Source organism: Psychrosphaera sp. B3R10, assembly GCF_018861025.1.
Classification (GTDB): domain Bacteria; phylum Pseudomonadota; class Gammaproteobacteria; order Enterobacterales; family Alteromonadaceae; genus Psychrosphaera; species Psychrosphaera algicola.
Genome location: NZ_JAHKQH010000024.1, coordinates 16,266 through 39,900 on the forward strand (window position 1 = coordinate 16,266; position 23,635 = coordinate 39,900).

Below are 23,635 nucleotides of genomic sequence, written 5' to 3' on the forward strand. Positions count from 1 at the left end.
TTATTAGTTTCGGTTTTTGTTAACCTTGCGACGTTATAGAACATCCGATTTGTATTTTCCAAATTTGAGTTACAACAAATTTGTATAAATGGATTACACTCTTAAACATTCAAATGTTATGAAATAACGGAATTAAAAATGAAACAACTAGTTGTATTGGCATTATTATTAGGGGTGACGGCGTGTACCGAAGATGCGGGAAAAGTCAGTTTAGGGCTATTTACCACTAAAGATGTTGTGATTAAAGCGGAGCAAGACCCTAAGATCCCTGGTGTTACCTGTCATATCAGTCATGTTGAAGCGGATTTGGACTTTTCAGATCCTTCTGATATGTCGATTGCTTGCCGCCAAACAGGACCAATTTTGGAACAACATTTGACTCAAATTGATCTGTCAAAAAATGGTGAAGTGATTTTTCGCGAGTCTAAAAGTATTCTTCTGAAAAGCCTGAAAGTACGCAGAATATACGACAAAAAAAGCAATACATTGATGTACTTATCCTATTCAACAAAAGAAACGAATGGCAGTCATCACCATGCATTGTCGACGGTTCCATTGTATAAAACCCAAGCGTGGGATTGGGCGCAAAGGCAAAAGGCTAACTAAATAATTGGTTTAGAACCGATCTTGAACGTTGAATGCGCTCAAAGTTCAAGGTCGTGTTTGCGACATTAGATAACTTGCTTGAGTCTAGATTACCGCCCCTGAAATTCAACCTGTCGATTGATCTATTGATATTGGTATTATGTGGTCTTTTTATCTAAACATCGTTTAAATTAGAATATGGTCGCAACAGCAAACGTCTTAAAACGTCGCGATAACTTTTACATCAGAGGTAATTGATCCCGACGAGACATAGCCAATTAAACTTGGGTTGGCTTTGATTAATTCTAACATCTCCGTATCATTGCTGACTTCTCTTGGCGGCGAACCTTTCCCTGTAAAAACCAATTTTGACCAATAGGCTTTTATTTGGCTAGAAGATTTTTTCAATACGGTTTTGTCAAAAGCTTTTCTTGGTGCAGTGCCTTCTGCTAAGTTAATCGGCAATACAATCCCTCCGTTGGGGAATGATTTCATTTTCCCTAGGAACATTCGCGCGATGTCAGTCGACTCTATTTTAGCTTGATTTGAGGGATGAACAATCACTGATATTTCTGCCATTGAGGGCAGAGATAAAAGTAGCGCTGCAACCAAAAATAGATGCTTCATTTTTTCTCCTAAAAAAACAAACCAAGATGAGCGAAACGAACACGATTGTCACCGACGGGCGGTAATTTATTGTCAACTTTAAAATAATCTAAGTTGAAGATCGCTAATTGTGCAATTTTTAATTAAACAAAAAACACAGTGTTTTTAATTTTCTGATAACTACCAATGCTTTAAGCTACTTTCCAGTAATGACAATAACACCATTTTATCTGGCCCGTTTGTGTGTTGTAATGAATTGTATAGACCTAATTCAGCATTATTATAACTATTGTTTGGTGACTGAATCGCATTCAAACTGACTAAATTAAACAACAACTGATGGTAAATGAGCAAAGCATTTATCCCCAAGGATGATTTATATGACTTATCTTAGATTTATATTGTTAAGTTTGTGTTTAGCAATTTGCTATTACGCATTGGCAATATCGACAATCGGGATCGCTACGGGCAATCAAGCATGGTGGGAACAGTGGCAAGATGACGGGGCGTTTTATCATATTGCCCAAAATGTTATTGGCGTCGCAGTCGCTGCATTTGTTCCAGCATTTTTGGTAAATAGTTACGAAAAAAGTAAAAAATGGCTGAGTATTAGTATCATTATTGCGTTTTCTATGGTGTTGCATGGTAACGTCAATTACCCGCCTTGGGAATTAGAAGGACTAATTCGATTTTTTAATGAGTCCGTTTTAAATGGGGACGCGGTATCACAGGGGATTTTTGCTGCAATTCTACTTATGCCATTGGTTTGGTTGACGATTTTAAAGCGCTTTGAGCAAACCGAGCACAATATATTTAGCTAATACGGTATTCCTATTTAGCGGTGTTGGCCTTGGCCAGTTCCCACAATGCATCTAACTCTTCAAGGGTCATATTGGTCATGTTTTTGTTCGCAGCGGTCACTTGTCGTTCTACGTCGCGAAAACGACGGTCAAACTTATTGTTTGCTAAACGCACGACATCTTCTGGCTTAAATCCTAAATGCCTTGTAACGTTTGTAAGGGCAAAATAGAGATCACCCAATTCATCTGCAAGTTTGTCTTTATCTACCTTACCTTGTTTGATTTCGTGCTGAACTTCGTCTATTTCTTCAAATACTTTATCAATAGCCCCATTAACATCTGGCCAGTCAAAACCGACGCTTGATGCGCGTTTTTGAATTTTATAGGCGCGGGATAACGCAGGAAGTGCGATTGGAATGTCATCTAATGCACTGACGTTTTTGGGGTCTGTTGCTGTGCGTTCTTCTGACTTGGTTTTTTCCCAGTTGGCATTAATTTCATCGTCGCTGGCAAAAGAAGTATTAGCAAATACATGGGGATGACGACTGATTATTTTGTCACTCATCGAGTCGGCAATTTGGCTGATCCCAAACATTTCTTGTTCAGTGCCAAGTTGGCCATAAAAGACAACTTGAAATAGCAGGTCGCCGAGCTCTTTTTTAACTTCGTTAAAGTCTTGTTTTTCAATGGCATCAGCGACTTCGTAGGCTTCTTCAATGGTATAAGGCACAATTGATTTAAAGGTCTGTTTAAGGTCCCACGGACAACCGTTTTCAGGGTCCCGTAACATCGCCATTATTTCAACAAGTTTGTCTATGCCGTCAAGATTATCGATCGCATTTATTCGGTCTTGCCACTGCATATTTATACTCGTTTAACTTCTATTATTTCGTCTAGTTGGCCAATTTTAGAAACAACTCGGTTAAATGCACCAACATTATAAACCTCAAGTTTAATGTCCATCCAAACCAGTTGTTTGGCCACTTCAGATTGGGTGTTCATGCCTAAAACATTGACTTTTTCGTTGGCTAAAATACTGGTGACATCACGCAATAAACCACTGCGGTCATTCGCCAATATTTTTATCTGTGTTAGATACCCGCCAGAATATTGCTCAGCCCAAGTTGCGTCGATAAAGCGTTCTGGGTGGTCATCCATTACAACCTTAAACTGTTCACAGTCACTCCGATGGATAACTACGCCGCGACCTTGTGTGATATAACCAGATATTTCATCGCCTGGTATTGGATTGCAGCACCCGGCAAGTTGGTTCATCAAGTTACCAACGCCTTGTAGAATTACGCCATTTTGAAATGTTTTCGTTTTTCGCGGTTTTTGAATTAACCGAGGATCAACTTCCGGTGGCGATTCTTTTAGATTTTTCGATTGGATGTAATTTACAACTTGATTGAGTTTAACGTCGCCGCCGCCAATTGCAGCCAATAAGTCGTCTAATGTCACCATGTTGAAGCGTTCTTTCGCTAACTCGGCTTCATCCCAGTGGATGTTTAATCGAGACAATTCCTGTTCGAGTAGATGTTTACCTTCAATTACGTTTTTGTCTTTGTCTTGTTGTTTAAACCACGTTTGTACTTTAGCCCGCGCGCGCGAAGAGTGAACATAGTCCAGATTTGGATTTAACCAATCCCGTTTCGGGTTTAGCTCTTTACCCGTAATGATTTCAATTTGATCACCAGTTTTCAGTTGGTAGGTAAACGGTACAATACGATTAAATACTTTAGCGCCTATACACCGGTGACCCACATTTGTATGTACGTAATAGGCGAAATCGAGTGGCGTTGAACCATTTGGCAAGTCTACAACGTCACCTTGTGGGGTGAAAACGTAAACTCGGTCTTCAACCACTTGGTTACGCAATTCCTCAGCAAAATCATTACTGTCGGCCATTTCTTCCTGCCACTGCAACAGTTTGCGTAACCAGGCTATTTTGTCTTCGTAGCTCGACCCTTTACCGGTTTTAGTCGGTACGGCGCCTTCTTTGTATTGCCAGTGCGCAGCAACACCTAGCTCGGCGTCTTCGTGCATTTGTTGAGTACGGATCTGAATTTCGATTGGTTTACCTTCAGGGCCCAGCACAACGGTATGAATTGATTGGTAGCCATTAGGTTTTGGTGTGGCGACATAATCGTCGAACTCACTAGGAATGTGACGCCAATTGGTGTGAATAACACCTAGCGCACTATAACAGTCTTGTAACCGTTCAGTCACAACTCTAACCGCGCGGATGTCATAAAGCTGGCTGAACTCGTAACCTTTTTTCAGCATCTTTTTCCAGATACTGTAAATGTGCTTTGGCCGGCCATAAACCATGGCGTCGATTTGGTTACTGGTCATTTTTGATGTTAAAGACTCAACAAAGTCTTCAAGATATTGCTGTCGTTCGGTACGTTTTTCTTCCAAACTTGACGCGATGTCTTTATACATTTGAGGTTGAAGGTAGCGAAATGCGTAGTCTTCAAGTTCCCATTTTAATTGGCCAATTCCCAATCTATTGGCGAGCGGCGCATAGATGTTTTGAGTTTCTTTGGCGGCTAAAACGCGGGTTTCTTCGTCGCTATTTTTAATTTCTCTTAACAGAACAATTTGTTGGCTAAGTTTGAGGACTACGGCTCGAACATCTTCAATCATCGCTGTTAACATTCTACGGATGTTTTCAGCTTGTTCTGGCGAATGTTTCATTCTTGATGAGAGCAACCCCATGCTCGCCATTTTTTTCACGCCCATTAACAAATTGAGGACGCTAACTTTAAAGTTTTTCTTTATTTTTTCTTTAAGCTTATTGTCGGTCGATTGGTGTTCAAAAAATGGGTAAAGCAGGGCGGCAACAAGGCTGTCATCGTCCATGTTTAACTCAAGTAATATTTCAACTATGAGTAACCCTTGGCGAACAAAGTCACTGTCGATAGGTGATAATAGTTCGGATTGTTTTGGTTGCTCTGACAACCACTGGAACGCATTATCAAGCGCAGTAACAGTATGATCGGCAAGCCCTAACTCTTGCAACCACCCCTTAGCTTCTCGATTTGCTAATACTTCTTCTAGACTGTGAACTCGAGTTACTGAAACCAAACCTTATCCCTTTAAGCTTTTTTATGCTCAAGTAGAGCCATTGCCTCTACATGATGAGTATGTGGAAACATGTTAATTAATCCTATTTTCGTCAGATGATAATCTGCTGACTGCAAAATTTCCAGATCCCTTAACATAGTTGCTGGATTACATGAGACATATAAAATCTGATTTGGTTTCAAAAGAGGTATCTTTTTCACCACATCCATTGCACCGTCTCGAGCTGGGTCCAACAATAATTTATCAATCGGCTTTAACCATTTTGGCTTTTTACGGTCATTGATTTCCGACAAGTCAGCTTGGTAAGCGTGGATATTAGTGAGTTTGTTTAGTTCCGCATTGGTTTTTATCCGGCGAACCATGTCGCTCACACCTTCTACAGCAAACACTTCTTTGGCACGTTTTGCCAAAGGTAGCGTAAAGTTACCAACACCACTAAATAAATCCAGTATTGTATCGTGTTGCTCGACTTGCAACCAAGCAATCGCCTGCGCAACCATTTGTTGGTTCACTTCATCGTTAATTTGGATAAAGTCTTTTGGTTGAAATTGCAGCTGCATATCGTCGATGGCATAACTAAGCAAAAAGTCGGCCGACTTATCTGCACTGACTAAATCAATAAATTCTGTTTTATCGGTTTGCAATATCACTCTAACGTTATTGGCCGCTGCATAGTCTGACAAACGAGTCATATCAGCATCTGTCATTGCTTTTAGAGTGCGGATGACCAGCACATCCTGTGGCGCTAAACTAAACAGTTGCAAGTGCGTAACGTGTCTTCTTGCATTTAGTTTGTCCAATACTGGGCGAAACGCTTGCACTGTTTTGGTCAGGCTAGGTGCTAGTATTAAACAATGATCAACATCAATTATGCGCTTTGCATGTTGCTCCCGAAACCCGATAGATATTGCGCCATTGGTTTCATGCCAAACAGCTAACCTTGCTGTTCTTCGGTAACCTGCGCTGCTGCCGGTAATTGCAGGTTGCCATGGTAAGGTGTCGAGTTTTAATTTTTTCTTGATCAATCCGTCTAACGCATGTTGCTTTTCTACCAACTGCGTCGCAGGAGCAATATATTGCAATTGGCAACCGCCACACTTTGCAAAGTGTTCGCACGGCGGTTCGACACGGTCGGCACTCGCTGTTATGACTTCGATCGTGTCTGCGTGGATCAAGTTTTTAGTGTATTGAATAGGACGTACTTTAACTTCTTCGCCTTTCATCGCGCCGGTTATAAATGTGATCCGGCCATCATTTGCTTTTGTTATTGCTTTGAGTTCGTGGTCATATTTTTCAATATGCGCTGTGAAGTCGGGCAACTGTTTTGCATGCGATAAATGTTTTTTGTTTTTAGCTTTTGTTGTCGGTCTAAATATCTTTGCCATAAGTGTTTTTTCGTCTTGTCGCGGCTTTTTATTGTGTGGCCTGACTGATTGCGATAAGTTAGTCAGATCAATATTATTTGCCAAGTATATTCCAATTTAGATGAAAGAACTTCTGTCTTTACGACATTGGGCCGTAATGGTCATCGTTTTACCCTCGTTACTCGTCGGGCTTTGTTTAGGTGGATACCTTACCTACCAACGGTTTAACGAGTTAGATCAGAACTTAACCGAGCGCGGGATTTATTTATCAGAGCCGCTTTCTTTGTTGTGTGCTCACTCCATAAGATTAAATCAGCAAGAAAGCTTGGCAACGGCACTCGACATGGCTCATCGCCGTGCCAGTCCTATTGTGCGCTCGATTTCGGTGTTTTTACCAGACCACCAACTCTATATTTCATCTAACTACCATAACGACTTTGATAAAATAAAATTACAACCTGGCCGACTCATTCCAAATAACACCCAAGTTGAATATGGCGAAAGTCATATTTATGTTCGCACTCCAATTTATGGTCAACCGGCGTCAGAAGAATCGTTTTTGTTTGTGACAAAAAATGGCCGTACGTTATACGGGTACTTGGTCGTTGAGTTATCACGTGATAAAGCGTTGTTAGAGCAACAGTCGTCATTGTTTTTCCTCATTAGTTTACTTGTTATTTCGGTCCTGTTTACGCTGTTATTCGCATTTCGTTTTATCGAACGTATTGTTGACCCAATCCGCACATTAATCGACGCATTAGCGGATATTATTGCCGGTAAAACAAAGACTAAAGTTAAAGAGCCAATGTTGGGGGAGATCGATACCCTGCGAATGTCGGTCAATAACATAGGTAAAGAAATTTATTACGCCAATGAACGGGCCGAACACAACATCAGTGAATACACCCAAGAATTACAACAAACTGTTGAACAGCTTGAAGTGCAAAATATTCAGTTGAGTATGGCAAGGCGCGATGCGCAAAATGCCAACGATGTTAAATCTCAGTTTTTAGCTAACATGAGTCATGAGTTACGGACGCCCTTAAATGGCGTATTAGGCTTTACTCGACAGTTAAAAAAGACATCTTTAAATGTAAACCAACGAGACTTTTTAGAAACAATCGAAACGTCAGCGGTGAATCTGCTTCGAATTATTAACGATATCCTCGATTTCTCAAAACTCGATGCAAGTAAAATGGAACTCGAAGATATACCGTTTGCCCTGCGGGATACCGTTAATGATGTGATGACCTTGTTAGCGCCAAATGTGTTTGATAAAGGGTTGAATATCTATCTTAATATCGATGAAAAAGTGCCTGACGAACTGCGCGGGGACCCAGATAGATTAAAGCAGATAATCATTAATCTGCTTGGTAATGCCATCAAATTTACCTTATCTGGCTATGTGAGATTGGATATCCGATATTTGAGTGTTAACGAAACCGGCCATCAATTGCGGTTTACAGTGACAGACACTGGAGTTGGGATTGATAACGTAGGCAAAGAAAAGTTATTTGCGGCATTTGGCCAAGCTGACAGTTCAGTGACACGTAAGTTTGGTGGAACGGGGCTAGGCTTGATTATTTGTAAAAAATTAATTGAAGCGATGGATGGTGACATTCATTTTAAAAGCGAAACCGATAAAGGCAGTCAGTTCTTTTTTGATGTCTATATTAAAGATAATCATTTAAATGTTGCAGAACCATTGCCAATTAAAGTCCTCACCGATAAACACTTGTTATATATGGACTCGGACGAACAATCATTGAATGACGGGTTGTCGTTACTGAAACACTTTACCGAATTAAAGATCACCCATTGTTCCACTGAGAAAGAGTTTGTTGGCTTAATAAGTGACAAGAAATTTGATCTGGTGTTAATTAGTCATCATGTTTCGCCAAGCACGGTAGGCGAAATGAAGCACCTGATCTCAATTGCGCGTCAATATTGTGAACACGTATTCACAGTTATCAACAGTATTTCACCTAATCTTAAAGAAGCCTTTATTGGTTCCGGTGCGACGGCATGTTTGAGTTTGCCAATCAACCATCGCAAACTCATCGGGTCAATGGCTGCGCCTTATTTGGAAACGACAGAGCCTGATGAAAACCAAGGCATGTCGTTTAGAGGCATGAAAGTATTAGCGGTGGACGATCACGACCCTAACCTTAAGTTACTAAAAGCTCTATTATCAGAAATGTCCGTGCAAGTTGATACGGAACGTGATGGTCAAGCAGCTTGGAATTTAGCGCAAAAGTATAAATACGATGCCATCTTCCTCGATATTCAAATGCCGATAATGGATGGTATTACGGCGTGTCAAAAAATCAGAGAAAGTTCTCTTAATGAGACGACCCCAATAATTTCAGTTACGGCACATGCCGCACCAGAAGAGCAGGCGAAGATTTTAGCGTCAGGCTTTGACGCATTTTTATCGAAACCCATAGATGAGGAAATGTTAAAACAGATCTTGTTTGAACATTGTCCATTTAATGAAAGTGGCGGAACTAAAAACGGCGACCAAATTCAAAGTGCTAATGACACGAGTCAGGGTTTGTTACCATTTGAAGTTGGGGAGGCACCGGAGTTTGCGAAATACCCTCAAGTTGACTGGAGTCTTGCCATGCAACGTTCAGCCGGTAAGTATGACTTAGCAATTGAGATGTTTACTATGTTAATGAGAACGGTACCTGAAACGCTCACTGACGTTAAAACGCATATTGAAACAAATGACGTAGAACAATTATTGCCAGTAATCCATAAATTCCACGGTGCTTGTTGTTACACCGGTGTGCCAAATATAAAATTGCTAGCGGAAACTATTGAGTCGGGATTAAAGCGAAGCGCCGATATAGCGACAGTTGAGCCTGAATTGTATGAACTAATAGATGAGTTAGAGAAACTGTTGGCCCAAGCGGAAGGTTGGTCAATAGCCGTTTAAATTAACCCGTTCGATTTTGAGTGCGATTAATTAAGGTGTTTTGCGATGACTTGCGAGACGGGCAAATGTTTCTTTTAGCGACCCCGTGGCATTTTTGGCTAAGTCGTCAAACATATTTGCCGCATTGTCCGGAATGTGGGTTACTTTGGCCGGAGCCGGTTCATTTATATTGGATTGTGAAGTGAGTGATTTTGCATATTTTACTGACATTGATTTTGGACTAACTTTAACGTTAATTGTCACTGTTGCGGGATTAAAACGCTGACGGATCATAGACAAAGTTTCAGATTGACGCATTTTAATATGGGTTGCTACGGCAGCAGAGGTCGTTTCAATTTGTAAAATACAGTCATTAAAGTTGCTTACAATGATGTTTTGCGCGATATTGTCCCCTAAAAGTTCACTGAGCAATTGATGAATTTGTCTAAATTCGCGTGTTTTTTGCTGATAGACCGACAAATTGTTATTCTTTGTGTTCGAAACAAAAAGATCATTGAGAGACTTTGGTGACTTTGCCATAATTTAAAACGCGCAATTAGTTTAGGTAGCGATTAATGAGTTTAACACTTATTTATAAAGGAAAGAATGTAAGTTTCCGCATGCGGATGCAAAAAGCACAATGGTTGCCTATTGCTTCTGTAGTGTTACTTGGCGCCGTTTGGTTAATTTCTTCTGCTGTCTCAGATAGTGGCGAAACCGACCATGTAAGGCAACAATTGCTTGCATCAAAAGATGAATACAGCGCTGAAAAAGAGCGCTTAATGAGAATTAAACAAACCACAGAACATCAACTTTCTGCGTTAACGTTAAAGTTAGGTGAGATAAAAGGCCAAGTAAACCGTTTAGACGCATTTGCGTCAAGGGTTGCTGAGCAGGCCTCAATCCCAAATGACGAATTTAATTTCGACTTAGTTACCGGCACCGGTGGTCCGTCAACAGAAGATGTTGGCGACGTATATCAAAGGACTGACGAGCTATTTACCGAAATGGACGAGATGCTAGTAAAGCTTGATGGTCAAGAAAGAAAAATGGCAGTACTTGAATCCATTCTTCTAAATACCCATATAGAACAAGAGATATTTATTTCTGGACGTCCAATTCGTTCTGGTTGGTTGTCTTCTTACTACGGTGTGCGTAAAGACCCATTTACTAAAATGCCTGCAAAGCATAAAGGTTTGGATTTTGCCGGTGAAGAAGGCGCTGACGTGATAGCGACGGGAGCTGGTGTTGTTACATGGGCTGACAGTCGTTACGGTTATGGCAACTTGGTTGAGATAGACCATGGCGACGGTGTTATTACTCGTTATGGCCATAACAAAGAATTGTTAGTCAATGTTGGTGACTTAGTTGCCAAAGGACAGAATATCGGACGTATGGGCAGTACTGGTCGCTCAACCGGTCCCCATGTCCATTATGAGGTTTTAAAACGAGGGAAGCAGATAGACCCGCTCCCATACGTTTATCGAAAAGCCGAATAAACTGCACGATAATAAGAACAAAAACTATACAATCGGCAATTGCCGATTGTTTTTATTTTAAAGAACAGTCAGAAGTACAAGCTGAATAAATATGATTTCATCGATATTAACGAAAATTTTTGGTAGTCGTAACCAACGTACAATTAAGCAATTAAACAAATCTGTTGCCGCAATTAACGCCTTAGAACCTCAATTTGAAAGCCTTTCTGATGAAGAACTGCGTGCAAAAACAGCAGAGTTCAAAGCACGTCTTGAAGCCAACGAAACCTTAGACGATTTACTCCCAGAAGCCTTTGCAACGGTACGTGAAGCCAGTAAGCGTTTATACGGCATGCGTCACTTTGACATGCAGCTTGTGGGTGGCATGGTTCTTAATTCTGGCTCAATCGCCGAAATGAGAACGGGTGAAGGTAAAACGCTAACGGCAACGTTACCAGCATACCTTAATGCGCTTACCGACAACGGTGTGCACGTTATTACCGTAAATGACTACTTGGCTCAACGTGATGCTGAGACTAACCGTGAGTTATTTGAATTTTTAGGAATGACGGTTGGTTGTAATATTCCTGGTATGTCCCACGATGCAAAACAAAAAGCATATGTGGCCGACATTACATATGGAACTAATAACGAATTTGGCTTTGACTACTTGCGCGACAATATGGCATTTAATGCCAAAGAACGTGTTCAACGCTCATTACCATTTGCGATTGTCGATGAAGTTGACTCGATACTAATTGATGAAGCCCGTACACCGCTTATTATTTCTGGTCCTGCCGAAGACAATTCGGAAATTTATCTTCAAATTAATGGTGTTGTACCACTGTTAGAGCGTCAAGAAAAAGACGACGAAGAAGGGGTGGAAAGCACAGGCGATTACACTGCTGATGAAAAATCAAAACAAGTTTACCTAACCGAACGCGGCCAAATCAGAGTGGAAGAAATTCTGCGTGAACGTGGCGTGATTGGTAAAGAAGATTCGCTTTATAGTGCAACAAACATTCCGTTGTTACACAACGTATATGCTGCCCTTCGCGCTCATATCATGTATCAAAAAGACATTGATTATATTGTCCAAGATGACCAAATTGTCATCATTGATGAGCATACAGGTCGTACTATGGAAGGTCGCCGTTGGTCTGAAGGCTTACACCAAGCTGTTGAAGCGAAAGAAGGCGTGGCGATTCAAAACGAAAACCAAACGCTTGCATCAATTACCTTCCAGAACTATTTCCGTATGTACGACAAATTGTCGGGCATGACAGGTACGGCAGATACAGAAGCATTTGAATTCCAACAAATTTATGGTTTGGATACGGTTGTCGTTCCAACCAATAAACCTATGGTTCGTAAAGACAAAACTGATTTGGTTTATCTTACGCAACTTGAAAAATACAAAGCTATTGTTGAAGATATTAAAGATTGTGAAAAACGTGGTCAGCCAGCATTGGTGGGTACAGTTTCAATCGAATCGTCAGAGTTGTTGTCTAAATTCCTTAAAAAAGAAGGTATTAAACACAACGTACTGAATGCAAAACAACACGAAAAAGAAGCACAAATTGTTGAAGATGCAGGTTTACCGGGCGCAGTAACAATTGCGACTAATATGGCCGGTCGTGGTACCGATATCGTATTAGGTGGTAACTGGCAAGCTGAAGCGTCGCGTTTGAAAAATCCGACTGAACAGCAAGTCGCCCACATCAAAGCGGAATGGCAAAAACGTCACGATGCGGTACTGGCCTCTGGTGGTCTGCATATTATCGGTACTGAACGTCATGAGTCACGCCGTATCGATAATCAGTTACGTGGTCGTTCTGGTCGTCAAGGTGATGCGGGTTCTTCTCGTTTTTATCTGTCGATGGAAGACACATTAATGCGTTTGTTTGCGTCTGAAAAAGTCACAAACATGATGCGTCGTTTAGGTATGGAAGAAGGCGAAGCAATCGAACATCCTTGGGTGAATAAAGCGATTGAAAATGCACAACGTAAAGTTGAGGCTCGTAACTTTGATATCCGTAAGCAATTACTTGAATACGACGATGTAGCAAATGATCAACGTAAAGTAATCTACTCACAACGAAATGAATTATTGGAAGGCGGCGATATTGGCGAAGTAATTGACGGTATCCGTCAGGAAGTTGTCGCTAATATTCTAGATACTTATATACCACAGCAGTCACTTGACGAAATGTGGGATTTGGAAGGTCTAGAAGAACGTTTAAAATCAGATCTAGCTGTCGACTTGCCTATTCGTAGCTGGTTGGACGAAGATCAAAAACTGCATGAAGAAACATTAAAACAACGTGTTTCTGAAACAATTGACGAAATGTATCACGCGAAAGAAGAAATGGTTGGTAAAGAGGTTTTACGTCATTTCGAAAAAGCGGTTATGTTGCAAACGCTTGACCAATATTGGAAAGAGCATTTAGCGGCGATGGACCATTTGCGTCAAGGTATTCATTTACGTGGTTACGCCCAGAAAAATCCAAAACAAGAATACAAACGTGAGTCGTTTGAATTGTTTGGCGATATGTTAGAAATGTTAAAAGCGGAAGTAACTAAAATGTTATGCCGTGTTCAAGTTAAGGCGGAAGAAGACGTTGAGGCTGTTGAAGAGCAGCGTCGTAAACAAGCTGAAAACACGCCAAAAGAATACCAACATGAAACATCGAGCCAGCTTTCTAATGAAGAAAGACAAGCGCCTCAAATTAGAGACCAAGCAAAAGTTGGCCGTAATGAACCTTGCCCTTGTGGGTCTGGTAAAAAGTACAAACAATGTCACGGTAAATTGTCTTAATAGACAGCCTTTGATATGAAAAGAAAGCGGGCTTGCCCGCTTTTTTTAGTTTAGAGCATAGCGGTTTAAACGTTGGCTAAAGGAAATTAAATGAATAAACAAATTCATGTCGCAGCCGCGATAATTTATCGCAACGGTCAGTTTTTACTGAGCAAACGCCAGTCTCATCAGCACCAAGGTGGTAAGTGGGAATTTCCCGGTGGTAAAGTTGAGTCGGGGGAAACTGTTCAGCAAGCCCTTATAAGAGAGCTTAAAGAAGAAATTAATATCGAAGTGACAACAACGTCACCGTTCCATTCTTTGAAGTTCGACTATCCTGAAAAAACCGTTAAATTGGATTTTTTGCTGGTGAGTGAATTTGACGGAGAAGAAGCCGGGTTAGAAGGGCAAGAGGTCAGTTGGTTTGATAAATCAGAATTACTTGCACTGACTTTTCCTGATGCAAATGTACCGGTATTAGCCAAAATTCGTGTTGAACTAAAATAATCGTCATTTATTTGAATTTTTAACGCCGTTGCCTGCTGACTTTATTATTGCAAATTTGGTACACTCCGCCCTCGTTTATTTTGGATCAATTTAGGTTTTTTAATACATATGTTTGAAGTCAATCCAGTACAGAATCAACTTACCGACATCCGCACACGCACGGATGTATTACGGGGGTATCTTTGACTACGATGCTAAGAAAGAGCAATTAGAAGAAGTCGTTGGTCAATTAGAAGATTCCGCAGTTTGGAATGATCCAGAAAAAGCTCAAAATTTAGGTAAAGAACGTTCAAATTTGGAAGCCGTTGTAAATACTATCGACGAACTTGATCAAGGTTGTGATGACGTTGAAGGGTTAATCGAATTAGCGGTTGAAGCTGAAGACGAAGAAACGTTCGAAGAAGCACAAACAGAATTAAACGACCTTGAAGCAAAATTAGATGTCCTTGAATTTCGTCGTATGTTCGCCGGTCCTCAGGACGCAAACGATGCTTACATCGATTTGCAGTCAGGCTCTGGCGGTACAGAAGCGCAGGACTGGTGCAATATTTTGTTGCGTATGTATTTACGTTGGGGGGAAGCTAAGGGGTTTAAAACTGAACTTATCGAAGTAACTCCTGGTGATGTTGCTGGCATCAAAGGCGCGACAATTCGCGTGTCAGGTGAATATGCATTTGGTTGGTGTCGTACCGAAACCGGTGTGCATCGTTTGGTTCGTAAATCACCATTTGATTCAAACAGTCGTCGTCACACGTCATTTGCTTCGGCATTTGTCTATCCAGAAGTGGACGACAACATCGCAATTGATATTAATACCACTGATCTAAAAATTGATACTTACCGCGCCTCAGGGGCCGGTGGTCAGCACGTTAATACCACAGACTCTGCGGTACGTATCACTCACTTACCAACTAATACGGTTGTACAGTGTCAGAACGAACGTTCGCAACACAAAAATAAAGACCAAGCAATGAAGCAATTAAAAGCCAAATTGTTTGAGCTTGAAATGTTGAAACAGAATGAAGAAAAACAAGCCGCCGAAGATGCCAAATCAGACATTGGTTGGGGCAGTCAAATTCGTTCCTACGTGTTAGACGATTCTCGTATAAAAGATTTAAGAACGGGGATCGAAAGCCGAAATACTCAAGTGGTATTAGACGGTGATTTAGACAAATTTATTGAGGCAAGCTTAAAAGCGGGCCTTTAAGTATTCGTTGGCGATAACTATCGCAATACAGATTAATTAGATGAGAACAAACATGACTGAGCAAATTCAAGACGAAAACAAATTGATTGCCGAACGTCGCGCGAAATTAGAAACAATTCGCGAGAACTGTGATGCAAATGGTCACCCAAATACGTTCCGTCGTGAACATTACAGTGACGACTTACAACAAGAATTTGGCGAAAAGTCGAAAGAAGAATTAGTTGCGCTAAATCATAAGGTCAGTATTGCTGGACGTATTATGGCTAAACGCGGCCCGTTTTTGTTATTACAAGACATGAAAGGTCGCATTCAGTCTTATGCATCAAAAGATGTTCAAAAAGATTTAAAAGCCAAATATGGCGTATTGGACATTGGCGACATCATTGGTGTGTCTGGGCCGTTAAATAAGTCGGGTAAAGGTGACTTATACGTTGATATGCAAAGTTATGAATTATTAACGAAGTCACTGCGTCCATTACCAGAAAAGTTCCATGGTTTGACTGACCAAGAAGCTAAGTATCGTCAACGTTATGTTGATTTGATCACAAACGAAGAGACACGTAAAACGTTTGTAGTGCGCTCTAAAGTCGTTGAAGGCATTCGTCGTTTCTTAGCTGACCGTGACTTTATGGAAGTTGAAACACCTATGTTGCAGGTTATTCCGGGTGGCGCTTCAGCACGTCCATTCATCACACATCACAATGCCATGTCTCGTGACATGTATTTACGTATTGCTCCGGAGTTATACCTAAAACGTTTGGTTGTTGGTGGTTTTGAACGTGTATTCGAAATCAACCGTAACTTCCGTAACGAAGGTTTGTCGACCCGTCATAATCCAGAATTTACTATGATTGAGTTTTACCAAGCGTATGCAGATTACAACGACTTGATGGACTTAACTGAAGAAATGCTTCGCAGTGTTTCTCAAAGCGTCTTAGGTACTGCGGTTGTTAAAAACACAGTGAAAAATGCCGAAGGTGAAGTGCTCGAAACTAAAGAATATGACTTTGGTAAACCCTTTACGCGTTTGACTATGGCTGATGCAGTTTTAAAATATTATGACGACGCAGCAAATAACCCTCAATGGGCGGCTGCGATTGCTGATCCGGTTAATAACTTAGAAACATTAAAAGTAATCGCTAAGGCATTGCACATCAAAGAACCTGAAGTTGAAGGTATCTGGGGTGCAGGTAAATACCTTTGTGAAATATTTGAAGCGACAGCGGAAGAGCAACTAGACCAACCTACGTTTATCACAGGTTACCCGTGGGAAGTGTCACCATTAGCACGCCGTAACGATAACGATTCGTTTATTACTGACCGCTTTGAGTTTTTTGTTGGCGGTAGAGAATTAGCTAATGGTTTCTCTGAGTTGAATGATGCAGCTGACCAAGCCGCGCGTTTCCAAAAACAAGTTGAAGAAAAAGACGCTGGTGACATTGAAGCAATGCACTTTGATGAAGACTATATCCAAGCCTTAGAGTACGGTTTACCGCCGACGGCTGGTGAAGGTATCGGTATTGACCGCTTAGTGATGTTGTTGACTGATTCGCCAACGATCAAAGATGTAATTTTGTTCCCACACATGAAGCCAATCGCAACAGGCGAAGATGCAGAATAAGTTTAATGCATAAGTGAGCAATGAGAAAAAACCGACATTAGTCGGTTTTTTTATGTCTGAAATTTGCCCTATATTTAATGTTAATACCAAGCCGCACAGGTTTAGAGTTTTAGCAGCGTTGCTATATCCGTCGCCCAGTCGATTGTAGGGAATTCTAATATGCGGCCAACTTCCGCGCCATCTTGTAAAACGATTACGGTCGGGGTGCGTTTAATATCGTTTAATTTGGCTTTTCCTGCCGGGTCTGACTTGTCTGTATCTAAACCATAATAAACAACCGATAGATTTTGATTACCGAGTTGCTCAAATAACTTTATCAGTCTTGGCACTTCACGTTGGCTATCGTGACACCATTGTCCAAAAAAGACCCTGATCTCAGTAGGAGTTGTATACTGACTCAATGCGGATAGTTGTTCATCGGTGAAAGTGACGTCATTTTGATGTGGTGCAAATGTTTCAAAATTCAGCAGGATATCTTCGCTACTGATAACGCCTACGTGATAATCGTTGTGAGCTGTCGAGCTAAAACTCAACAACAGAAGACACAAACTCGCTAATTTTATACGCATATTAAGGTTCTGTTTTTCCAATTGATAAGATTGTTCAGTATGCGTTAATGCAATGAAATAATGAATGTTTTGACCGAAAAAAGTTTATCTGGCACTCTGCAATAAGTGTAAACATTTTGGAGGCCGAAACATGGAACATTCTCCAGGCTTTCTGCGCGTTGTTAACGATATAAAACCGTTAATTACGGAAATTAATATCGATCAATATTTGTTGATAAATTCTGAACAAACCCCTTTCATCCTTATTGATGTAAGAGAAGATAACGAATGGGTTAAAGGGCATTTGCCTAATGCTATTCATATTGGAAGGGGCGTTCTAGAACGCGATATAGAACGTCAGATCCCTAACTATCAAACCCATATTGTACTGTACTGCGGTGGCGGATTTAGATCAGCGCTCGCCGCGGATATGCTCCAAAAACTTGGCTATACTCAAGTGAAGTCTCTCGATGGCGGTTTTAGAGCCTGGTGTGAGCGTTTATTACCTATTGACCATGGCGACACTGATTAATGCGACTAATACTACTTTGTCTTTTACTGTGCTTAAGTTTGCCCTTGTTGGCCGCTAAAACATTTATCACTAAGGCTGAAATCGATGTTTTTGATTTGCCTAACGGGGTAATTATAGAAAGCTGGCCAGACCGCACTTTGTTTACGTCAAGTGAACAAGATGAAGAATGGATAGAAGTCACTGGGCATTTCCCCGAAGGCGAATGGCAACCCCTTGAACCTCATTTATACGTTTCAATAAAGGCTGCGTTAGAGGAGCGCACAGTGGTTTCCCATTCTGCGCCTCCTATGATAATTCATAAAGCACTAAAGTCTCGAAATACAAAGGCTAAGGCATATAAATTATTAGAGTCGACGTTATGGTACCCAGATCAACAAAGTGCATTGTCGGCGGCGCTTAAACAAAAAAATAAAACCGAACTTGAACCAGACAGTGCAACCGATGCTGATTTCGAGGATAGCGTGAATAATTACGAAAGCTCAACACAAACAGGTGGTGAGATTTTATTGGCGGATTCGGTTTTCACTACAAATGAAGAAGACCATCACACAATTCGGATCACCGGGCATTTCCCTGATGGGGATTGGCAACCAGTTTCAGAGCCGATGTGGTTAGCTAAACCAGTCAAAGTCCAAAATCGAACGCGTCCTAAAATGTATGAAAGGGATGCAAAAGCAAAACGTGTCGCGGTAATTGATAAAACCTCATTTAATGTATCTGTATTTGAAATCATCGACGGGCAAAGTACCAAGTTAGTAACAGCGCCGGTTGCACTTGGTTATGACCGATGTTTATCTGCCGCTAAAGGCGGTAAGTGTTATTACACCCCTGAAGGGCAGTTTGAAATTGAATTTAAGTTATTTGATCCCGACGGCATCAATTGGTGTGTGCCGAAAAAAATGGAAGGCGAGTTTAGGCAAAAACTGGCAAAAGGCGAACGTTGTTGGCGCGGCATCATGGGTAACCATGCCATGCACTTTGGCAACTCATTGTTTTTACACGGGACATCTAACCCTCGTTCGATAGGAAGCCGCACGACTCACGGTTGTGTCAGGTTGCGAAATTCAGACATTGAAGTGTTTTTTAGACTGTTACAAAACGGCGACAAGGTCATTGTTAGTGCAACACCTGAGGAACTTGATTTGGTTGCGTTAACCAAAACTCAGTCCGATATAGAAAACAAGCCCCTTGCTGATAATAAGGTAAGCGAGAGTGGCATTGAAAACCTAACTGAGCAAGATCGTAATACTGTGAGCAATGGTGAACTAACAGGGCAAGAAGATGATACTTATGGTGATGAAACGACATCTAGCGACAACACATCAATCACCGGCAGCAAAGTGACAGAGCAGCCAGAAATAAATCCATTTGATATTGATATACAAGAGGTAAAACAACCTTCTGTCGAAAGCTCCGAAGATGAAAAGCGCCAAATAGGCATTGCTGAAATAGAAGCTGATCCTGCTTTATAAAAAATATTTTTACGAGTTTCTGCAAACTTTATTGTTAATAAAGCGTTAAGTTTGTAACGAATGGGGCTCGATCAAACGAGGGAGTTTCCTCAGATTAAATTGTTTAACAAGGAGAGTTACATTTGAAGTTCGGTTACATACTCTTAATGATTGCTTCAGTTTTTTCAATTAAAAGCTATGCATTTACGCAGGACGAAATTAATCATTTATTAACTTTTGTTAGCACAACATCTTGTACGTATGAGCGCAATGGTACTCGCCATAATGGGCAAGCGGCGGTGGCGCATATTAAGAAAAAATATGAGTATTATGCTGATGATATTCATTCGACAGAGGATTTTATAAAGTACTCAGCCACTAAAAGTAAAATGTCAGGTAAGCATTATAAAATCCACTGTGAAGGTAAGCCTGAGATTAAAAGTAAACAATGGCTGTTAGCCGAATTAGCCGCTTTTAGAGCATCTAAGAAGTAATCTAGATTAAGTTGTCAGCAAGGCTGCTTGCTGTATGTTTCGGATTTCTATTGTTTTCTTGCTATGACTTAAGGCCTAGATGAATTTACTATTTGTATGCAGTCAAAATAAGTTACGAAGTCCTACCGCTGAATCGGTGTTTTCAGATATCGCGAATATTAGCGTCCGCTCTGCAGGGTTAAATAACCATGCAGAAATTCCATTAGGGGTTGAAGATGTGATTTGGGCTTTCCTGACAATTATGAGTACATGGAACCTGCGCTAGTTGACTTATTTAAACAAAAAGTTGCTCAGTATGTCGATGTTTAGCATCTCTGATTGACCAATCAACATGAGCGAAATTTCGCTTTGTTATCACTCATTTTTAAAAAACAGGAAGTTAGGTAATGGAAAAATCAGGAAAAGAAATAGTAAAGTATGGGATTACATTTGGCACGGCACTTTCAATTGTGATTTCTTGGAGTGTTAATCAGTCAGTATTATGGGCAATATTTCATGGTTTTTTGTCATGGATTTATGTTTTGTGGCACGTGTTTACACGCTAAAACGAATTTTCAGCTTGATGGGAGCTGACTTTGTTTGGGCCTCGTTATGTAAAACGAGTACGAAGTCCAGGTCCTATTTTTATTAAATTTTTAACCAACAATTTTAGGCCTCTAGCGAGGCGCCTTGTTTACTGAAAGGCCATTTATGAGAACCACATTTGTTCGTTTGTTACTGTTGAGCCTAGTTACTTTGTTTGCGCAAAATGCATATAGCCAAGAAAACCTAGCCAGTAGCAATGAATTGTATACTGGCAAAGAGTTTAAAAAAGCGTTCTCAAATCCGAAGGATAACCCTAATTTGCCAAATGTTTTGCTTATTGGAGACTCTATTTCCATTGGTTATACGGTGCATGTTAGAAAGTTGCTGAAAGGTAAGGCGGATGTTTTTCGGATCCCGACAAATGGTCGATATTCTTCTTATGGATTAGAGCATATCGATGACTGGCTTGGGACGCGTAATTGGGATGTGATCAGTTTTAACTGGGGCTTGTGGGATATTTGTTATCGTCATCCTGAATCAAAAAATACTGGCCATAGAGACAAAATAAACGGGTCGTTGACGACAACGCCGACTCAGTACAAACAAAATATGACTCAGTTGATACATAGGCTAAAGGCTACTAAAGCTAAGCTTATTTGGTCTGCTACCACGCCTGTGCCAGAGGGTGAGGTTGGCAGAAAAGTTGGCGATGAAATTATTTATAACGATATCGTGAAGCAACTCGCGATGAAGAACAACGTAGTGATCAATGATTTACATTCACATGCCTTGTTAAAAATACCAGCGATTCAAAAGAAACAAGGGGATGTTCATTTTACTTCCGCTGGTTATAAGTATTTAGCAAAACAGGTGTTTGAGGTAATAGCTCCACTACTTCCTAAACCATAGTCATTAAGCGGAGCATGAGCAGAGTCGGTTTGATTACTTTGAAACTTATTTATACCGAATAACGGTTACATCAAAAGTAAGCTTCGTAATGAAAAACACGTAATGAAAAACAATGAATGAGCTAGTCTTTAACAATCGGTTGTTTGTTGTCTTGCCAGCCGTCAAAGTCGCCATCTAGATGCACCATATTTGTTATCTTGTTAGAGGTAAGTACTGATTCTGCCTTACCTGCTCGATAACCACTTTTGCAGTGCACCACGATAGTTTTATCCTGCCAAGTTTTAATCGTTTCTATATGTTCGCTAATGTTTTTGTGCGGAATGTTTACTGCACCAGCAATGTGACCAGCTTTAAATTCCTCAGCGGTTCTAACATCTAATACAATGTATTTTTCCCGTTCTTTATTAAGTTGCTCAGCATCAATTAGCTCCAAAGAACCAAAGTAGGCTGCACCTGATGAAAAACTAAAAAAGGTTAGCAGTGACAAAAAAAGTGAAGTTAATTTCATTTATTTTAATCCAATAATAAGAAGAACCGTTACCAATAACGTTAGCGTAAATATCTTAAAGCGCACGATCCAATTTAATAATTGGGTTATATGTTCGGGGCCAATAGCTTTAGCGAAGTTTATTCTTGGTCTAGGGACTTTATGGTCGTTTAACATCAGCGGTCCCGCTAATTCACATTTGCAACCAGCAGAAACAATTGCGAGCCATAATAAGTGCGTTAGCGAGCCTCTATTTTCTGTCCATTGTTTTTTTGTATTTGAAAAAGTGTTTAACCATCCAGGACTAGAACAAAATACTGAAAACATAGGGGCTAAAAATAGAGAAGGAATAAAGCTTAAAGTGTCTAGCATTCGAGTTGAAAATTGACCAAAGTCGCTTATCTTTTTGTCGTAGGACAACCATGCAAATTGTGTGGCGACGATGGCAATATAAAGCAGGCTACCTGCTGCGCCGAACAAACCGAACGCAATCAGAGGGAACAGCCATCCATGCACAAAACGAAAGATCAAAAGTTCGAGAATCAGTTTATTCATACCAAGTAAACTCAGTTTGGTGGTGTCCCAAATAGTGATGGTTGCTAATAAGGTTCGTGCCGCACTTTTTTGGTTGTTTTCTAAAAGTGGTCGAAGTTGCTGAAATACGCGGGTATGAGTCGACAGGCTCAAGCTAAGGTAAAGTAAAAAACCTTGAGTCCAGACATCGTTTTCAAAGGCGAACAAAACGGCAAACAGTACTATAGCGATAAATACAAGATAGAACACAAGGGCTAACACACCATTTAATGTGTGATTAATGTTGGTTCTTTGAAGTCGCAGTTTGACACGAATTGCATTGGCCAGACCGATGAACAGATTTTCAATATGAAAGCGATTGCCAAGTGGCAGCAACCATTCGATAACAATCACCAGAATGACCATTGCCAATTCTGGTGATTGTTGTAGCACAGGCCAACCTTCCAAAAGGTTCAAATTTGGCAGGCCAGTTATGCGCTAATTTTTGAGATGAGGTTCAAAACTAATTGGGAAGAATTTTTAGAGGCAATTTCCAAATAGGCTTCAAACGATACCGGAGATTCTTGACCGGCAATATCAGATAATGAACGGATAACGACAAATGGGGTGTTTAATTGATGACATACTTGAGCAATAGCCGCGCCTTCCATCTCAACTGCTAACATATCTGGAAAACGAACGCGGGTTTCTTCGATCCGAGCTGGGTCACACATAAAACTGTCGCCAGTGGCTACAAGCCCAACTTTACAATTTATGTCGGTTAGTTCGGCAATTGATTCTTGGGTTAACGCTATTAATGTTGGATCTGCAACAAAACGAGCCGGCATGTTTGGCACTTGGCCATAAACATAATCAAATGCTGTTACGTCAACATCATGATGGACAAGTTCGTTCCCTACCGCAATATCACCTACTTTAAGACTTGAGTCAAAACCACCTGCAGAGCCGGTATTTATAACATAGTCAGGTTTGAATAATTGAATCACGAGTGTTGTTGCAACGGCAGAAGCAACCTTACCTATACCCGATTGAACCAATACAACGGACTTATTATCAATCGTTCCTTGGTAAAAACAAAAATCAGCCACGTTTGTGGACTTTATATTTTGTAGTTGGTCTTTTAAAATAGCGACTTCTGGTGCCATAGCGCCAATGATTGCGATTGTCATGAGTAGGTAAA

Annotated in this window: 22 protein-coding genes; 13 read left to right on the top strand and 9 right to left on the bottom strand. The window is 40.7% G+C overall.

Annotation, left to right across the window (positions count from 1 at the left end):
- The first annotated feature begins 138 nt into the window (after positions 1 to 138).
- Positions 139 to 606: a CreA family protein gene (locus KO525_RS08940; RefSeq protein WP_215963463.1), complete on the top strand. Its 468-nt coding sequence runs from the start codon at positions 139 to 141 to the stop codon at positions 604 to 606.
- Between the two features lie 198 nt (positions 607 to 804).
- Here the strand turns inward: KO525_RS08940 and KO525_RS08945 are convergent, their stop codons facing one another.
- Positions 805 to 1,212, bottom strand: a complete 408-nt coding sequence (locus tag KO525_RS08945; protein ID WP_215963464.1) for a phosphate ABC transporter substrate-binding protein — start codon at positions 1,210 to 1,212, stop codon at positions 805 to 807.
- Positions 1,213 to 1,571: 359 nt separating this feature from the next.
- Between KO525_RS08945 and KO525_RS08950 the strand changes: the two genes are divergently transcribed.
- The gene (locus KO525_RS08950; protein ID WP_215963465.1) at positions 1,572 to 2,012 is read left to right on the top strand and encodes a hypothetical protein; all 441 of its coding nucleotides are present in this window, start codon (positions 1,572 to 1,574) and stop codon (positions 2,010 to 2,012) included.
- 10 nt (positions 2,013 to 2,022) lie between these two features.
- On the opposite strand, the gene mazG is transcribed toward KO525_RS08950, so the two are convergent.
- Genes mazG through rlmD form a run of 3 tightly spaced genes read right to left on the bottom strand, consistent with a single transcriptional unit; the run spans position 2,023 to position 6,550 of the window.
- Positions 2,023 to 2,853, bottom strand: coding sequence for a nucleoside triphosphate pyrophosphohydrolase (gene mazG, locus KO525_RS08955; RefSeq protein WP_215963466.1), 831 nt, complete (start codon positions 2,851 to 2,853; stop codon positions 2,023 to 2,025).
- 2 nt (positions 2,854 to 2,855) lie between these two features.
- Positions 2,856 to 5,081: a GTP diphosphokinase gene (gene relA, locus KO525_RS08960; RefSeq protein WP_215963467.1), complete on the bottom strand. Its 2,226-nt coding sequence runs from the start codon at positions 5,079 to 5,081 to the stop codon at positions 2,856 to 2,858.
- Positions 5,082 to 5,092: 11 nt separating this feature from the next.
- Positions 5,093 to 6,550, bottom strand: a complete 1,458-nt coding sequence (rlmD, locus tag KO525_RS08965; protein WP_215963468.1) for a 23S rRNA (uracil(1939)-C(5))-methyltransferase RlmD — start codon at positions 6,548 to 6,550, stop codon at positions 5,093 to 5,095.
- 16 nt (positions 6,551 to 6,566) lie between these two features.
- Between rlmD and barA the strand changes: the two genes are divergently transcribed.
- Entirely contained in the window at positions 6,567 to 9,386 is a 2,820-nt protein-coding gene (barA, locus tag KO525_RS08970) for a two-component sensor histidine kinase BarA (protein ID WP_215963469.1), read from the top strand.
- Between the two features lie 30 nt (positions 9,387 to 9,416).
- Here the strand turns inward: barA and KO525_RS08975 are convergent, their stop codons facing one another.
- Positions 9,417 to 9,905, bottom strand: coding sequence for a DUF721 domain-containing protein (locus KO525_RS08975; protein ID WP_215963470.1), 489 nt, complete (start codon positions 9,903 to 9,905; stop codon positions 9,417 to 9,419).
- Positions 9,906 to 9,940: 35 nt separating this feature from the next.
- On the opposite strand from KO525_RS08975, the gene KO525_RS08980 reads away from it, so the two are divergent.
- The 5 genes from KO525_RS08980 (at position 9,941) to lysS (ending at position 16,975) form a co-directional block, all read left to right on the top strand.
- On the top strand, positions 9,941 to 10,864 hold the full coding sequence (locus tag KO525_RS08980; RefSeq protein ID WP_215963471.1) for a M23 family metallopeptidase: 924 nt from the start codon (positions 9,941 to 9,943) through the stop codon (positions 10,862 to 10,864).
- Between the two features lie 91 nt (positions 10,865 to 10,955).
- A complete protein-coding gene (secA, locus tag KO525_RS08985; RefSeq protein WP_215963472.1) occupies positions 10,956 to 13,661 on the top strand; it encodes a preprotein translocase subunit SecA in 2,706 nt (901 codons plus the stop codon).
- Between the two features lie 90 nt (positions 13,662 to 13,751).
- Positions 13,752 to 14,147, top strand: a complete 396-nt coding sequence (mutT, locus tag KO525_RS08990; RefSeq protein ID WP_215963473.1) for an 8-oxo-dGTP diphosphatase MutT — start codon at positions 13,752 to 13,754, stop codon at positions 14,145 to 14,147.
- A gap of 108 nt (positions 14,148 to 14,255) precedes the next feature.
- A protein-coding gene (gene prfB, locus KO525_RS08995; RefSeq protein ID WP_215963474.1) for a peptide chain release factor 2 occupies positions 14,256 to 15,354 on the top strand; the annotation gives its coding sequence in 2 pieces (ribosomal slippage) (positions 14,256 to 14,330 and positions 14,332 to 15,354; 1,098 coding nt in all).
- 52 nt (positions 15,355 to 15,406) lie between these two features.
- The gene (gene lysS / locus KO525_RS09000; RefSeq protein ID WP_215963475.1) at positions 15,407 to 16,975 is read left to right on the top strand and encodes a lysine--tRNA ligase; all 1,569 of its coding nucleotides are present in this window, start codon (positions 15,407 to 15,409) and stop codon (positions 16,973 to 16,975) included.
- A 101-nt stretch (positions 16,976 to 17,076) separates the two neighbouring features.
- Here lysS and KO525_RS09005 read toward each other — a convergent pair whose 3' ends face one another.
- Positions 17,077 to 17,544: a thioredoxin family protein gene (locus KO525_RS09005; protein ID WP_215963476.1), complete on the bottom strand. Its 468-nt coding sequence runs from the start codon at positions 17,542 to 17,544 to the stop codon at positions 17,077 to 17,079.
- Positions 17,545 to 17,674: 130 nt separating this feature from the next.
- Here KO525_RS09005 and KO525_RS09010 point away from each other — a divergent pair, with 130 nt between their 5' ends.
- From KO525_RS09010 to KO525_RS09030, 5 genes are all read left to right on the top strand, one after another.
- A complete protein-coding gene (locus KO525_RS09010) occupies positions 17,675 to 18,055 on the top strand; it encodes a rhodanese-like domain-containing protein (protein ID WP_215963477.1) in 381 nt (126 codons plus the stop codon).
- On the top strand, positions 18,055 to 19,527 hold the full coding sequence (locus KO525_RS09015; RefSeq protein WP_215963478.1) for a L,D-transpeptidase: 1,473 nt from the start codon (positions 18,055 to 18,057) through the stop codon (positions 19,525 to 19,527). The genes KO525_RS09010 and KO525_RS09015 overlap by 1 nt, the downstream gene beginning before the upstream one ends.
- A 146-nt stretch (positions 19,528 to 19,673) precedes the next feature.
- Complete coding sequence (locus tag KO525_RS09020; RefSeq protein ID WP_215963479.1) at positions 19,674 to 20,000, top strand: DUF5329 family protein; 327 nt, start codon at positions 19,674 to 19,676, stop codon at positions 19,998 to 20,000.
- A gap of 79 nt (positions 20,001 to 20,079) precedes the next feature.
- A complete protein-coding gene (locus tag KO525_RS09025) occupies positions 20,080 to 20,265 on the top strand; it encodes a hypothetical protein (RefSeq protein WP_252736623.1) in 186 nt (61 codons plus the stop codon).
- Positions 20,266 to 20,690: 425 nt separating this feature from the next.
- The gene (locus KO525_RS09030) at positions 20,691 to 21,434 is read left to right on the top strand and encodes an SGNH/GDSL hydrolase family protein (protein WP_215963480.1); all 744 of its coding nucleotides are present in this window, start codon (positions 20,691 to 20,693) and stop codon (positions 21,432 to 21,434) included.
- Between the two features lie 121 nt (positions 21,435 to 21,555).
- Here KO525_RS09030 and KO525_RS09035 read toward each other — a convergent pair whose 3' ends face one another.
- From KO525_RS09035 to mtnN, 3 genes are read right to left on the bottom strand one after another with little or no spacing between them, the layout of a single operon-like run.
- Positions 21,556 to 21,942: a rhodanese-like domain-containing protein gene (locus tag KO525_RS09035; protein WP_215963481.1), complete on the bottom strand. Its 387-nt coding sequence runs from the start codon at positions 21,940 to 21,942 to the stop codon at positions 21,556 to 21,558.
- Complete coding sequence (locus KO525_RS09040) at positions 21,943 to 22,887, bottom strand: cobalamin biosynthesis protein (protein ID WP_215963482.1); 945 nt, start codon at positions 22,885 to 22,887, stop codon at positions 21,943 to 21,945. It abuts the gene before it with no gap.
- A 38-nt stretch (positions 22,888 to 22,925) separates the two neighbouring features.
- Positions 22,926 to 23,624 (bottom strand): 5'-methylthioadenosine/S-adenosylhomocysteine nucleosidase, encoded by a 699-nt coding sequence (gene mtnN / locus KO525_RS09045; RefSeq protein ID WP_215963483.1) that lies wholly within the window; start codon positions 23,622 to 23,624, stop codon positions 22,926 to 22,928.
- Between the last annotated feature and the right edge of the window lie 11 nt (positions 23,625 to 23,635).

What these genes read in the sequence shown, in the direction of transcription:
- KO525_RS08940 (WP_215963463.1), top strand. Translation starts at nt 139, where the DNA reads ATGAAACAACTAGTTGTATTGGCATTATTATTAGGGGTGACGGCGTGT.
- KO525_RS08945 (WP_215963464.1), bottom strand. Translation starts at nt 1,212, where the DNA reads ATGAAGCATCTATTTTTGGTTGCAGCGCTACTTTTATCTCTGCCCTCA.
- KO525_RS08950 (WP_215963465.1), top strand. Translation starts at nt 1,572, where the DNA reads ATGACTTATCTTAGATTTATATTGTTAAGTTTGTGTTTAGCAATTTGC.
- mazG (WP_215963466.1), bottom strand. Translation starts at nt 2,853, where the DNA reads ATGCAGTGGCAAGACCGAATAAATGCGATCGATAATCTTGACGGCATA.
- barA (WP_215963469.1), top strand. Translation starts at nt 6,567, where the DNA reads ATGAAAGAACTTCTGTCTTTACGACATTGGGCCGTAATGGTCATCGTT.
- KO525_RS08975 (WP_215963470.1), bottom strand. Translation starts at nt 9,905, where the DNA reads ATGGCAAAGTCACCAAAGTCTCTCAATGATCTTTTTGTTTCGAACACA.
- KO525_RS08980 (WP_215963471.1), top strand. Translation starts at nt 9,941, where the DNA reads ATGAGTTTAACACTTATTTATAAAGGAAAGAATGTAAGTTTCCGCATG.
- secA (WP_215963472.1), top strand. Translation starts at nt 10,956, where the DNA reads ATGATTTCATCGATATTAACGAAAATTTTTGGTAGTCGTAACCAACGT.
- mutT (WP_215963473.1), top strand. Translation starts at nt 13,752, where the DNA reads ATGAATAAACAAATTCATGTCGCAGCCGCGATAATTTATCGCAACGGT.
- lysS (WP_215963475.1), top strand. Translation starts at nt 15,407, where the DNA reads ATGACTGAGCAAATTCAAGACGAAAACAAATTGATTGCCGAACGTCGC.
- KO525_RS09005 (WP_215963476.1), bottom strand. Translation starts at nt 17,544, where the DNA reads ATGCGTATAAAATTAGCGAGTTTGTGTCTTCTGTTGTTGAGTTTTAGC.
- KO525_RS09010 (WP_215963477.1), top strand. Translation starts at nt 17,675, where the DNA reads ATGGAACATTCTCCAGGCTTTCTGCGCGTTGTTAACGATATAAAACCG.
- KO525_RS09015 (WP_215963478.1), top strand. Translation starts at nt 18,055, where the DNA reads ATGCGACTAATACTACTTTGTCTTTTACTGTGCTTAAGTTTGCCCTTG.
- KO525_RS09020 (WP_215963479.1), top strand. Translation starts at nt 19,674, where the DNA reads ATGATTGCTTCAGTTTTTTCAATTAAAAGCTATGCATTTACGCAGGAC.
- KO525_RS09025 (WP_252736623.1), top strand. Translation starts at nt 20,080, where the DNA reads ATGAATTTACTATTTGTATGCAGTCAAAATAAGTTACGAAGTCCTACC.
- KO525_RS09030 (WP_215963480.1), top strand. Translation starts at nt 20,691, where the DNA reads ATGAGAACCACATTTGTTCGTTTGTTACTGTTGAGCCTAGTTACTTTG.
- KO525_RS09035 (WP_215963481.1), bottom strand. Translation starts at nt 21,942, where the DNA reads ATGAAATTAACTTCACTTTTTTTGTCACTGCTAACCTTTTTTAGTTTT.
- mtnN (WP_215963483.1), bottom strand. Translation starts at nt 23,624, where the DNA reads ATGACAATCGCAATCATTGGCGCTATGGCACCAGAAGTCGCTATTTTA.